Origin of the sequence: Winslowiella toletana, from assembly GCF_032164335.1 — a bacterium.
Lineage (GTDB): Bacteria > Pseudomonadota > Gammaproteobacteria > Enterobacterales > Enterobacteriaceae > Erwinia > Erwinia toletana_A.
In genome coordinates this window covers 1957421-1970270 of sequence record NZ_CP134152.1, presented here as the reverse complement: position 1 = coordinate 1970270, position 12850 = coordinate 1957421, and the positions used below count along the sequence as shown (strand labels likewise).

The window sequence follows — 12850 nt, the reverse complement described above, 5'->3', positions numbered from 1 at the left end:
TTTTGCCAGCCTGCTTTCACTATAACCGCCATCTCTGTTCATGGTAAATTGTTGACGACAATTGTGATGACTTTTCAGTGGAAATCACTGAAATCATGACACTAATTGCACAATTAAGATGAAAAACATCGATTGGCAAGTGCTGTTTAACGCTGTGGCAAGGCCGGGATACCTGACTGAGTGGCGGCCAGCCTCCGGTTTGCCCTCTCCGGCAATCTGACCCATACTTCTTCAATACATTCAAAACATTGATAACGGCAGACGCTGCGGTCAATGTTCTTAGGAGAGGGTCTGATGAAACTGTATATCTATGAGCACTGTCCATTCTGCGTTAAAGCACGCATGATTTTTGGCCTTAAAAATCTGCCGATTGAACTGGTGGTAATGCTCAATGACGATGAAGAGACGCCCAAACGTCTGATTGGGCAAAAAATGGCCCCCATCCTGCAAAAAGAGGATGGCAGCTGCATGCCGGAAAGCATGGATATCGTGCACTTTATCGATAATAAAGATCGTGAACCGTTGATCACCGGACAAACTAATCCGGCCATCTCCAGCTGGCTGCGTCAGGTTAATGAATACGTGAATAAACTGCTGTTGCCACGTATTGCCGAAGCGCCTTTTGCTGAGTTTGCTACGCCTGAAGCACGGGCATATTTTAAAAACAAAAAACAGGCCAGCATCGGCAACTTTGAAGAACTGAAGCAGCACTCACCCGGCTTGATCAAAAAGATCAGCGACGATCTGCGTCAGCTGGATAAACTTATCGTTAAACCCAATGCGGTCAACGGCGAGCTGTCGGAAGATGATATTCACCTGTTCCCATTACTGCGTTCACTGTCGCTGGTGGCCGGCGTGGAATATCCGACGCGGGTGGCAGAATACCGTGACAATATGGCGAAACAGACACAGATAAATCTGCTGTCTTCAGTAGCGATTTAATCCCCTCGGTCAGAGAACTGAGCCGCCAAAGGCTCAGTTCTCTGCACTGCTCTCTCTGCTAATTTCTTATCCGATTTAAGTGATATCCTGGTGACTCTTGCTGCCCGCCAGGGCAAGCTATGCGCCAGTATTACCGCAGTTTGCGCGACGAAAATATCGAGGACAGTGATGAATAAAATTTTTCCTGGGCTAATTGCCCTGATTTTTGCCGGTTTGCTTGCCGGCTGTAACCAGCTAACTCAATACACCATCAGCGAGCAAGAGATTAATCAGGCACTGCAAAAGCACAACAATTATGAGAAACAATTGGGTGTTGCCGGGCTGGTTGATGCGCATATTGTGCTGAGCGATCTCAGCAGCCAGATTGGCCGTGAAGAACCGAATAAAATTACCCTCACCGGCAATGCAAAAGTGGATATCACTTCGCTGTTTGGCCCACAAAAGGCCGATATGAAACTGACGATGAAAGCGCAGCCGGTATTTAACAAAGAAGAAGGCGCTATCTATCTGAAGGATATGCAGATCGTTGATGCTCAGGTGCAACCGGAGAAAATGCAGTCGGTGATGAAAACCCTGACGCCGTATCTCGATCAGTCGCTGAAGAGCTACTTTAACCAAAAACCAGCTTATGTCCTCAGCAGCGACCGCAGTAAAGCGGAGTCGCTGGCGAAGCGATTTGCTCAGGGTATTGAGGTTAAACCCGGAGAACTGGTGATACCCTTTACTCAGTAACTCGCCGCCCTCGTGAAAACGGGGGCTTTTTTTTATCTGGCAGCACAAAGCAAGTGCAATCGGTTGCCTTTATCCCTATGCTTAGACCCCGGCTCAAAACCGCCATACGAATTCCCTTCTTAGCCGGAGCATAACTGATGACTGCACAACCCCAGCAATTACTCATTCGCCGCCCTGACGACTGGCATATCCATCTGCGTGATGATGAAATGCTGCAGACCGTGGTGCCGTTTACCAGCGAGGTGTGCGGTCGGGCAATCGTGATGCCGAATCTGGTTCCGCCGGTTACCAGCGTCGCCAGCGCGATAGCCTATCGCGATCGTATTCGCGCGGCCGTACCCGCCGGGCATGATTTCACGCCGCTGATGACCTGTTATCTGACGGATTCCCTTGATGCTGATGAAGTGGAAAAGGGTTTTAGCGAAGGCGTATTTACCGCCGCGAAACTTTATCCGGCGCATGCCACGACCAATTCGAGCCACGGCGTTACCAATATTGCCGCCATCGCGACGGTACTGGACCGGATGCAGAAAATCGGTATGCCGTTACTGATTCATGGCGAAGTGACCGATGCCCATATTGATATTTTTGATCGCGAAGCGCGCTTTATCGACACGGTGATGGAGCCGCTGCGCCGGCAGTTCCCACAGCTGAAAGTGGTATTTGAGCATATCACCACGAAAGAAGCCGCCGCCTATGTGCAGGAAGGCAATCGCTTTATTGCTGCCACCATCACTCCACAACACCTGATGTTTAACCGCAACCATATGCTGGTCGGCGGCGTGCGCCCGCATCTTTACTGCTTGCCGATTCTGAAACGTAATGTACATCAGGAAGCACTGCGCCAGGTTATCGCCAGCGGCAATGACCGCTTCTTCCTCGGCACCGATACTGCCCCGCATAGTCGCCAGCGCAAAGAAGCCAGCTGTGGCTGTGCCGGGGTGTTTAATGCGCCGACTGCGCTACCGGCATACGCAACGGTATTTGAAGAGATGAACGCCCTGCAACATCTGGAGGCGTTTTGCTCGGAAAACGGCCCGCGCTTCTATGGCCTGCCGCTTAATGAAGGCACCATCAAGCTGGTGCGCAAGCCGTTTACCGTCACCGACAGCATTCCGCTGGGCGACGATACGCTGGTGCCATTCCTCGCTGGCGAGACGCTTAACTGGTCGGTAGAACTCTGATAAAAAACTGGGAAGCCGCCGCTTCCCATTTTTATGTTGCTTCCGCGATTAATTGACTGTATAAATGTACAGTATACTTATCGGAGGCTCTCATGCGTGTAGAAGTCACTGTAGCAAAAACCACCACCCTGCCCGCGGGTGCGCTTGAAGCACTTACGCAGGAACTTACCAAACGTATCGATAAGCAGTTTCCTGAATCGGACAACCGCGTATCGGTACGCTATGCCAGCGCCAATAATTTGAGCGTGCTGGGTGCCGGAAAAGAACAAAAAGATCTCATCAGTGACATTCTGCAAGAGACCTGGGAAAGCGCGGATGACTGGTTTATCACTGATTAACCACACCGCCAGCTGTAACCATGAAATGCTGTTGTTTGCCGGGTGTCGCCATCCGGTTTTTTTGTTTTTACCGCTCTCCTCGCTTCACCTTGCTTAAACACCCACCACCTGTATAAACTATTGCTAAACGATGACCTACCTTGCGCTTGTCATGTTTTACAGGAGGTGTTACCCATGACTGCAGATAAACCCGAAGAGGCAATGACATTCGGTGAATTGCTGGCTTTGATCAGCGATCAACAGCGTCGCTTGTCGGTGCTGGAAAATGCCTTTTCATATCTTTCCTTTTGTCTGGACGAGAAGTCGAATCAGCTAATGATTCACAGTCTGCGTCTGGAAGCGCAAAACCAGAATCGCGATGAGACTATGCAACAGCATTTTACGCGTCTCGCCGATGAACTGGAAAAACGCAATGGCATCCTCAAAGTCCAGCCGGATGCTACCGTCTGATGATTAACTCCCGCTGCTGCGGGAGTTTTTTATTTTCCATATTGCTTATCTTTTACGCTTAAATATTCATCAACCAGCAATGCATTTCACTATCTGCACACTTTTCATGCTATCTGTGTTAAATATGCTGTTATAATCAATTCGCTCTATGTAAAAAAGGCCGCATTGGAACCTCGATAAATCACTTCGTTTTGACGAGTAATAAAGGGGGTTATAATGGACAGTAACAAAGACGTAATCCAAACACATCCCCTGGTCGGATGGGATATCAGTACGGTAGACAGCTATGACGCCATGATGATTCGTCTGCATTCGCTCTCATCTGGCGAGCAACCAGCCGATGAGGCTGAAGTGGGACAGACCTACTGGTTAACCACTGATGTTGCCAGGCAGTTTATATCGATTTTAGAAGCTGGCATTGCGAAGATAGAAGCAACTGAATACCAGGATCGTGATTACAAAAAGCATTAACTTTTCACTTGTTGCTTCGGGGCACCCAATATGGGTGCCTTTTTATTGCCGGTAAGTTTTTGCTATTCTGCGGAAAACGATTGCATGAGTCAGGAGTAACACAGATGGTTTACGATTTAATCGTGGTTGGGAGTGGCTCCGTTGGCGCGGCTGCCGGCTTTTATGCCACGCAAGCGGGGCTGAAAGTATTAATGATAGACGGCGCGCATCCGCCGCATCAGCAAGGCAGCCATCATGGCGAAACTCGTTTGATTCGCCATGCATACGGTGAAGGCGCACGCTATGTACCGCTGGTGCTGCGCGCACAAACGTTGTGGGATCAGCTGGAACAGCTGAGCGGCGAGCGCATTATGCAGCGCAGCGGCCTGATTAATCTGGCACCGGTTAACTCTGAATTTATCAATAATGTCATCGACAGCGCGCAGCAATATGGCCTTGATGTACAGATTTTACAGGCTGATGAGGTTCGTCAGCGTTGGCCGCAGTTCGCGGTTCCGGATGACTATATTGGCGTGTTTGAGCCACAGTCTGGCTACCTGAAGTCAGAAGTTGCCATCAAAAGCTGGATTCGTCTGGCTAAAGAAGCCGGCTGCGCGCAGCTGTTTAACTGCCCGGTACAAAGTATTGAGAAAGATGGCGATTTTGAGGTGGTGAATACCCTCGATGGCAGTTATCGCGGCCGCAAGCTGCTGCTCAGTGCCGGAACCTGGGTCAAAGCGCTGTATGCTGACCTGCCGATGACGCCGGTACGTAAAGTGTTTTCCTGGCATCAGGCCGACGGACGTTATAGTGAAAACAACAAGTTTCCGGCATTTGCCGTCGAAATGGTCGATGGCATCCATTATTACGGTTTTCCGGCTGATAATAACGCGTTAAAGGTTGGCAAACATGAAGGTGGTCAGCCGATTGATCGTCCGGAACAGCGTAAAGCCTTTGGTGCCTTTGCCGAAGATGGCAGTGAAGTGTTTAACTTTATGCGTCAGTTCCTGCCTGGCGTAGGTGTCTGCCTGCACGGTGCCGCCTGTACTTATGATAATTCCCCGGACGAAGACTTTATTATCGATACTCTGCCCGGCCATCCTGATCGATTAGTGATTACCGGTTTAAGTGGACATGGATTTAAATTCGCCAGCGTGCTCGGCGAAATCGCCGCGCAGTTTGCCGCCGGAAAAGAATCAGAATTTGATTTAGCGCCGTTTGCTTTATCGCGCTTTCAATAAAAAATGACTCGCTGACCGTTATTCCTGAAAAATAACGCAGCGGCACAAGAAACTGTGCCGCTGAAGAGATTCAGGTGTTAATCATTTATTTGCGAACCAGGCAGCTCTTTGCTGCCTGGTTATATCATCCATCGAATGATTACTTCGCGGCTTTTGCGGCATCCCTCTCTTTCTGACGACGCAGTTTCAGCTTATTAATCAGCTTGTGCGCTTCGGCTTTCGTGCCGACCGCCGGTGCTGAACCACTTAACGGCTTATTGGCTGTTTCACGGGTAAACCAGACGGTAATCAGACCAATAACCGCAGCGCCCATCAGATAATACGCAGGCATCATCAGATTGTTAGTGGTATCGACCAGCCAGGTGGTGATCAACGGTGTAGTACCACCAAATAATGACACCGACAGGTTAAAGCCGATTGCCAGCGCACTATAACGAATATCAGTGGCAAACAGCGCCGGTAGCGCTGAAGGCATGGTGCCGCTAAAGCAGGTATGCAGTACGCCGAGGATCATCAGGCCAAGGAACACCAGACCAAGGTTGCCGCTGCCAATCAGCATCAGACAAGGGATCGCCAGCAAAATAAGCCCCGCCGCACCCAGCGCAATCACCGGACGACGGCCGAGACGGTCGTTCCAGTGCCCCCAGAACAGGGTCAGCGGCATCATAACAAACATCACCACCAGCACCAGCATCAGACCACTTAACTCACTCAGGCCAAGAATACCGGTCAGGTAGCTTGGCATATAAGAGGTCAGCATATAGTTCGAGACATTAAACAGCAGTACCAGACCGATACATTTCAGCATCTGCGCTCGATACTTGCTCAGCATCTGCAATACGCCCAGTCGCGGTTTGCTGTGCTCCAGCTGCTCCTGCTTCTCCATATGCTTCTGGAACGCTGGTGTCTCTTCCAGTTTCAGACGGATATACAGACCGAACAGACCGAGTGGTGCTGCGATAAAGAATGGGATGCGCCAGCCCCAGCTCAGCAGATGCTCAGTCGACATGGCGGCAGTCATGCCGGTAACCAGTCCGGCACCCAGCAGATAGCCTGCCAGAGTACCGAACTCCAGCCAGCTTCCCATAAAGCCACGGCGTTTATCGGTAGAGTATTCGGCGATAAAGGTTGCTGCACCGCCATACTCACCGCCGGTCGAGAAGCCTTGCACCATACGCGCCACCAGTAACAGTACCGGGGCCATTATGCCAATGCTTTCGTAACTGGGAATGATGCCGATACAGAAAGTACCAATCGACATCATGATCATGGTGATTGCCAGTACCTTCTGGCGGCCGATTCGGTCGCCCAGCGGGCCAAATACCAGGCCACCCAGTGGCCTGACCAGGAAGGCGGCGGCAAAAGCACCGAAGGCTGCCAGCAGCTGTGCCGCCGGGCTGCCACCCGGGAAGAATACCTTACCGATGGTCACGGCCAGATAGCTGTAAACGCCGAAGTCGAACCATTCCATGGCGTTACCCAGCGCTGCGGCGCCCACCGCCCGCTTCAGCATGTCTTTGTCGACGATGGTGATATCATCCACCGTCAGCTCTTTTTTCGGACGTTTATTCCAAAAATGCTTCTTCTGTTTTTCTGTTGCTGTTGAGTCGTTCATACCGTTCTCTCGAAAATGACGCGATCAATTTTTACAGCACCATAGCTTTCTTCGCCTGTCATAAAGACCTGTAAATTGAGGGGAAGAAAGCTATAACGCAGCAGTAAAAGCCAGGCTGTCAGTGTGGCACAACAAAACCTGAGATTAATTTACATTTCTTTAATTTATACAAAATAGCGTATTTTTTCAAGTTTTCAGCGGTAAGCGCTGTTATTTCACACAATTCAAGTCGGTATTGCCATAATAATGGCACTGAAAAAATCACATCGCGCAGGTAAATATTTTTCTCTAACAGACTCTGAAAAAAGGTTCTGACTTAGCCTGGCAGAAGAAAATAATTCTGTATTTTTCGTTTCTCACCTGGCGCCTTTACCCGATAAAACTAAGATAAATATCGCCTTTCGGGAGCAGGCTTATTTACATAAAATAACAAAATGCTGACGTAAATTTATATTAGATTCAAATTTTTAGAATACCAGAAAACTCTCACCGCTTTTCTTCAGCCGTTATGCTGCGCCAAATAACTACTCCACCCACAGTTTGAGATGACAGTTTTACGATTAAATTGAATTCATTCAGGTAATTTCATTCAAAATATTTGAATGAAATTATTTAATTTAACCCTACAATAAACATTGTCTTGATTTTTTATTTCCAGTTGTTCAGTCTCATTTCTATTCGTAAATTTGAGGATGCACCACGTGCAGTTAAAAAATACGCCAACCCGATTTGGCTCCCTGTCAATTACCTTACACTGGCTGGTCGCACTGACTGTTTATGGCATGTTTGCGCTTGGTTTGTGGATGGTGACGTTGGGTTATTACGATAACTGGTATCACCAGGCACCCGAACTGCATAAAAGCATCGGTATGGTGCTGTTTGCCGTGATGATCCTGCGACTGCTGTGGCGCTTTATTTCACCGCCACCGAAACCACTGAGCAGTTATACGCCGCTGGTGCGCATCAGTGCGATTGCCGCACATCTGCTACTGTATCTGGTGCTGTTCGCCATTTTAATTACCGGATATCTGATCTCAACCGCTGAAGGCAAACCGATTGAGGTGTTTGGCGTTGTTCCGGTCCCTGCCCTGCTGGCGGGTGGCGCAGAGCAAGCCGATCTGTCCGGCGATATTCATCTGTATCTCGCCTGGAGCGTGGTTATTATTTCGGTTCTTCATGGACTGGCCGCGTTAAAGCATCACTTTATTGATCGTGATATCACTTTGAAACGGATGCTGGGTCACCGCATCGATTAACCTTGTTAACGGAGAAACATAATGTTGAAGAAAAGCGTACTGGGATTAGCCGCTGCTGCCATGCTGATGAGCGCCGGTTCTGCCGTCGCGGCAGACTACAAAATCGACAAAGAGGGACAGCATGCATTTGTGCAGTTCCGCATCAAGCATCTTGGCTATAGCTGGCTGTACGGTACTTTTAAAGACTTCGACGGTAGCTTTACCTTTGATGAGAAAGATCCGTCAGCCGACAAGGTTAACGTCACCATTAACACCAACAGCGTCGATACCAATCATGCTGAGCGTGACAAACACCTGCGCAGTGCTGACTTCCTGAACACCGCTAAATTCGGGCAGGCGACTTTTGTGTCGACCAGCGTGAAGAAAGACGGCGACGATCTGGATATCACCGGTAATCTGACGCTGAATGGCGTGACCAAACCGGTTACGCTGGAAGCGAAACTGCTGGGTGAAGGTAAAGATCCATGGGGCGGCTACCGCGCTGGCTTTGAAGCAGAAGGTAAAATCGCACTGAAGGATTTCAATATCACCAAGGATCTGGGCCCAGCTTCACAAGAAGTTGAGCTGATTATTTCGGTGGAAGGCGTTCGCCAGTAATCCTGCCGGATTACGGAGAATAACCAGGGCGGCTGCGGCCGCCCTGTTGCATTAGCCGTTACTTATTGCCGTCAGGCACAGGGATATGCAGGGTAGTATTCAGCAAGCCACGCGACTTATTAAATATCTTATTTCCATTCTCACGACCGGCACGACGCGCACGCTGCTCCTCCGGTGTCAGAGCCAGCTCTTCCATACAGAGTGGGCTGCAGCAGTTTTTAAACTTCTCGGCGCAGTCAGGACACTGAATAAACAGCAGATGGCAACCGTCATTCTTACAGTTGACATGGGTATCGCAGACCGTGCCGCACTGGTGGCAATGAGCAATCACATCATCAGAGATGCGCTCCCCCATCCGCTCATCAAAGACAAAGTTTTTACCTTTAAAACGAACCGGTAAACCCTGCTCACGCGCACGACGGGCATACTCAATAATGCCGCCTTCGATATGATACACATTTTCAAAACCGTTATGACGCATCCAGGCGCTGGCTTTTTCGCAGCGAATTCCTCCGGTGCAGTACATCACAATTTTCTTATCTTTGTCTTCCTGCAGCATATCAACCGCCATTGGCAGCTGATCGCGGAAAGTATCCGCCGGGATTTCCATCGCCTGTTCGAAGTGACCCACCTCATATTCGTAGTGGTTGCGCATATCGACAAACACCGCGTCAGGATCGTCCAGCATCGCGTTGACTTCTGCCGCTTTCAGATAGGCGCCCACGTCACTGGCATCAAAACTGTCATCGGTAATGCCGTCAGCCACGATACGATCGCGCACTTTCAGCCGCAGAACCCAGAAAGATTTACCATCATCGTCAAGTGCGATGTTCATACGCAGATTATCCAGCGCCGGATCGAAAGCATAAAGCGTCTCTTTCATCTGCTGATAGAGGCTCTCAGGCACACTAATTTGCGCGTTGATGCCTTCAGCTGCAACATAGACGCGGCCAAACACTTTCAGCCGGGTAAACGTCTGATACAGCGAATCACGAAAGGCTTTTGGATCGTTGATGGTGAAGTATTTATAGAAAGAGACTGTGGTGCGCGGCTCAGTTTCAGCCAGCATGCGCGCCTTCAGCTCTTCATTGGAAACAAGGTTATGTAACACTGGCATGGTGTACGTTCCTGTGAGCAATAGAGAGAAATTTTAGCGGCGACATGATACCTGAATCATCGCTGAATGATAGCGGTGACGGCATTTTTCTACCCTGCTGCTACTCTTTTCACCACCGCACATACTGACTTGACCCTGGTGACGAAAACACCGAGCATCAAATTAGCGCACTTACTATCACTATCGTGAATAAAATGGAGTCACCCATGAGTCTACTGTTTACCCCCATGAAAATCGGCAAATTGTCACTGGATAACCGCATTATCATTGCGCCAATGTGTCAGTACTCTGCTGAACAGGGGAAAGCGACAGCCTGGCACCGTATCCATTTGGGCCACCTGGCGCTGTCGGGAGCCGGATTAATGATCCTTGAAGCCGCCGCCATCGAAGCCGCTGGCCGTATCACGCCGCAGGATTTAGGGCTGTGGGACGAGGTTACCGAGCAGGCGCTGGCTGAGGTGATCAATGATGTGCGTAAATACTCTGCTATGCCGCTGGGGATTCAGCTGGGGCACGCCGGGCGTAAAGCATCCACTGACGTGCCATGGCGTGGCGGCGGTTTTCTGCCAGCCAGCGATGGCGGCTGGCAGACCTCGGCACCTTCGGCGGTGCCGTTTAATGACAGTCACGAAGCCCCGCAGGCGATGTCACTCGCGCGCATTGAAGACGTTAAACAGGCTTTTGTCGACAGTGCTGTCCGCGCCGATCGCCTCGGTCTGGATCTGATTGAAGTTCACGCCGCGCACGGTTATCTGCTGCATCAGTTCCTGTCACCGCTGTCCAATCAGCGTGATGATCAATACGGCGGTTCGCTGGAAAACCGGATGCGCATCGTGCTGGAGATTTTCAGCGCAGTGCGCCAGGCCTTCCCTGCCAGTAAGCCGGTTGGCGTGCGTATTTCTGCCACAGACTGGATTGAAGGCGGCTGGGATCTGCAACAATCGATTGCCCTGAGCCAGGCGCTGGAAGCCATCGGCTGTGATTATATTCACGTTTCCAGCGGTGGCCTGTCTCCACAGCAACAGATCGCTGTCGGTCCCGGCTATCAGGTTCCGTTCTCACAGGGGATTAAACAGGCGGTGAGCATTCCGGTTATCGCGGTGGGTTTGATTACTGAGCCGGAACAGGCAGAAGCCATTCTCAGTGAAGGAAAGTCTGATGCTATCGCGCTGGCGCGCGGCATGCTTTACGATCCGCGCTGGCCATGGCATGCGGCGGCAAAACTGGGGGCTAAAGTAAACGCGCCGGAGCAGTACTGGCGCTGTGAGCCACATGAAGTAAAAGGATTGTTCAAACAGTAAGCATTTTTTGCCTGCGGAGCACTCCGCAGGCCGTTTCCAGGCCACCGACAAGTATATATTTCTTTAACAAACCTCACATTACCAGCCAGTTATTTTAGCCTGAGCAAAAAAAATGGCACAATAGGCCATAATCAACAGAATAGTTAAACGCCATAATACTGGCTCATAACATCGAAACTGGAAGAATATGACACAGTTGCCACACTTTTCTCGCGAATTGTTACATCCGCGCTACTGGTTTACCTGGATAGGGATTGGTCTGCTTTACCTTATTGTCTTGCTGCCTTACCCGGTGCTCTACCGGCTGGGCTGCGGTCTGGGCCGCTTATCGATGCGCTTTCTGAAACAACGTGTGTTTGTGGCGCGCCGCAATCTGGAACTGAGTTTCCCGACGATGCCAGCCGCAGAGCGAGAGGCAATGGTGGTTCGCAACTTTGAATCAGTCGGCATGGGTTTGCTGGAAACCGGAATGGCTTGGTTCTGGCCCGACTGGCGCATCAAACGCTGGTTTGCCGTCAGTGGCCTGGAACATATCGACCACGCGCATCAGCAGGGTAAGGGTGTATTGCTAATCGGTATGCACTTTCTGACGCTGGAACTGGGCGCACGTATTTTTGGTATCTATAACCCAGGAATTGGTGTTTATCGTCCAAATGACAATAAACTGCTCGACTGGCTGCAAACATGGGGACGCATGCGCTCAAATAAAAGCATGCTCGATCGTAAAGACCTGAAGGGCATGATCCGCGCGTTGAAAAACGGCGATATTATCTGGTATGCACCGGATCACGACTATGGCCCGCGTAGTAGTGTATTTGTGCCGTTCTTTGGCGTTGATAAAGCGGCTACCACTAAAGGCAGCTATCTTCTGATTCGCAGTGGTAAACCAGCGATCATCCCTTTTGTGCCACGTCGCCTGCCGCATGGTAAAGGTTATGAGATGATTATCCTGCCGGACGTCGACGATATGCCGCTGGATGATGAAATGGCGACCGCTGCGCATATGAATCGCGTGGTTGAAGAAGGAGTATTAATGGCTCCGGAACAGTATATGTGGCTGCATCGCCGCTTTAAAACGCGCCCGGAAGGGGAACCGTCACTGTACTGAGTGCAGAACGCCGCCCTATAATTAATTGAAAATGTACAGGAGCCGCTTTCGGCTCCTGTAGTAATGGCATTCAGGGTCATTTATCCGCCCACTGACTGATCAACCCGTTACACATCGCTTCACTGCGATTAATTAAACCTATCCATTATTCATCTCTAAAATAATTAAATTCTGCCGTAATGATTTAATCGAATTAATTAATTATGGATATTTTTACAACATTGAGTCGAGATTAATAAAATCTAGCATAGCAATGTCGGGGAGCTTAACGCCCGCAAACTATTTAAGAATAATCAGCTTATCATAACCGCCGCTTTCACTGTCAATATGGGTTTTGGCATCCCGATAATCGTTCATCACCAGCTCAACGATTTTGTTGAAGTGCTCGCAGCGGGCACCTTGCTTTCTGGTGATGGTGATTGTCGACTGTGTCTCTTCAACATGGTGGTAAGCGGAGTCCTGCATGTAGTCCATCTTGTAAACCCTCTGGAGTTTTCTCTAATGATAGTACTCTTACAG

Annotated in this window: 14 protein-coding genes; 11 read left to right on the top strand and 3 right to left on the bottom strand. The window is 49.9% G+C overall.

Translation table 11 applies throughout. From position 1 onward, the window contains the following. Positions 1–294 precede the first annotated feature (294 nt). The 7 genes from grxB (at position 295) to solA (ending at position 5337) form a co-directional block, all read left to right on the top strand. The gene (grxB, locus tag RIN69_RS09275) at positions 295–942 is read left to right on the top strand and encodes a glutaredoxin 2 (RefSeq protein ID WP_313856993.1); all 648 of its coding nucleotides are present in this window, start codon (positions 295–297) and stop codon (positions 940–942) included. Between the two features lie 168 nt (positions 943–1110). After that, positions 1111–1674, top strand: a complete 564-nt coding sequence (locus tag RIN69_RS09270) for a lipoprotein (protein ID WP_313856992.1) — start codon at positions 1111–1113, stop codon at positions 1672–1674. 137 nt (positions 1675–1811) lie between these two features. Then, entirely contained in the window at positions 1812–2858 is a 1047-nt protein-coding gene (pyrC, locus tag RIN69_RS09265) for a dihydroorotase (protein WP_313856991.1), read from the top strand. Between the two features lie 92 nt (positions 2859–2950). Continuing rightward, positions 2951–3196: a DNA damage-inducible protein I gene (dinI, locus tag RIN69_RS09260; RefSeq protein WP_313856990.1), complete on the top strand. Its 246-nt coding sequence runs from the start codon at positions 2951–2953 to the stop codon at positions 3194–3196. 174 nt (positions 3197–3370) lie between these two features. After that, positions 3371–3646 carry a hypothetical protein gene (locus RIN69_RS09255; protein ID WP_313856989.1) on the top strand — a complete coding sequence of 92 codons (276 nt, stop codon included), beginning with the start codon at positions 3371–3373 and terminating at the stop codon, positions 3644–3646. 216 nt (positions 3647–3862) lie between these two features. Beyond that, positions 3863–4117, top strand: coding sequence for a biofilm formation regulator BssS (bssS, locus tag RIN69_RS09250; protein ID WP_313856987.1), 255 nt, complete (start codon positions 3863–3865; stop codon positions 4115–4117). A 104-nt stretch (positions 4118–4221) separates the two neighbouring features. After that, positions 4222–5337, top strand: coding sequence for an N-methyl-L-tryptophan oxidase (gene solA / locus RIN69_RS09245; RefSeq protein WP_313856985.1), 1116 nt, complete (start codon positions 4222–4224; stop codon positions 5335–5337). Between the two features lie 139 nt (positions 5338–5476). Here solA and proP read toward each other — a convergent pair whose 3' ends face one another. After that, positions 5477–6952 (bottom strand): glycine betaine/L-proline transporter ProP, encoded by a 1476-nt coding sequence (gene proP, locus RIN69_RS09240; protein WP_313856984.1) that lies wholly within the window; start codon positions 6950–6952, stop codon positions 5477–5479. Positions 6953–7653: 701 nt separating this feature from the next. On the opposite strand from proP, the gene RIN69_RS09235 reads away from it, so the two are divergent. Then, positions 7654–8208, top strand: a complete 555-nt coding sequence (locus RIN69_RS09235; RefSeq protein ID WP_313856982.1) for a cytochrome b — start codon at positions 7654–7656, stop codon at positions 8206–8208. Positions 8209–8232: 24 nt separating this feature from the next. Then, complete coding sequence (locus RIN69_RS09230) at positions 8233–8805, top strand: YceI family protein (protein WP_313857675.1); 573 nt, start codon at positions 8233–8235, stop codon at positions 8803–8805. Between the two features lie 58 nt (positions 8806–8863). On the opposite strand, the gene trhO is transcribed toward RIN69_RS09230, so the two are convergent. Beyond that, positions 8864–9922 carry an oxygen-dependent tRNA uridine(34) hydroxylase TrhO gene (gene trhO, locus RIN69_RS09225; RefSeq protein ID WP_313856980.1) on the bottom strand — a complete coding sequence of 353 codons (1059 nt, stop codon included), beginning with the start codon at positions 9920–9922 and terminating at the stop codon, positions 8864–8866. 206 nt (positions 9923–10128) lie between these two features. Between trhO and RIN69_RS09220 the strand changes: the two genes are divergently transcribed. Next, positions 10129–11223, top strand: a complete 1095-nt coding sequence (locus RIN69_RS09220; RefSeq protein ID WP_313856979.1) for an NADH:flavin oxidoreductase/NADH oxidase — start codon at positions 10129–10131, stop codon at positions 11221–11223. A gap of 187 nt (positions 11224–11410) precedes the next feature. Then, a complete protein-coding gene (locus RIN69_RS09215) occupies positions 11411–12331 on the top strand; it encodes a Kdo(2)-lipid IV(A) acyltransferase (protein ID WP_313856977.1) in 921 nt (306 codons plus the stop codon). A 279-nt stretch (positions 12332–12610) separates the two neighbouring features. Here the strand turns inward: RIN69_RS09215 and RIN69_RS09210 are convergent, their stop codons facing one another. Further along, positions 12611–12805, bottom strand: coding sequence for a hypothetical protein (locus RIN69_RS09210; protein WP_313856976.1), 195 nt, complete (start codon positions 12803–12805; stop codon positions 12611–12613). Positions 12806–12850 lie beyond the last annotated feature (45 nt).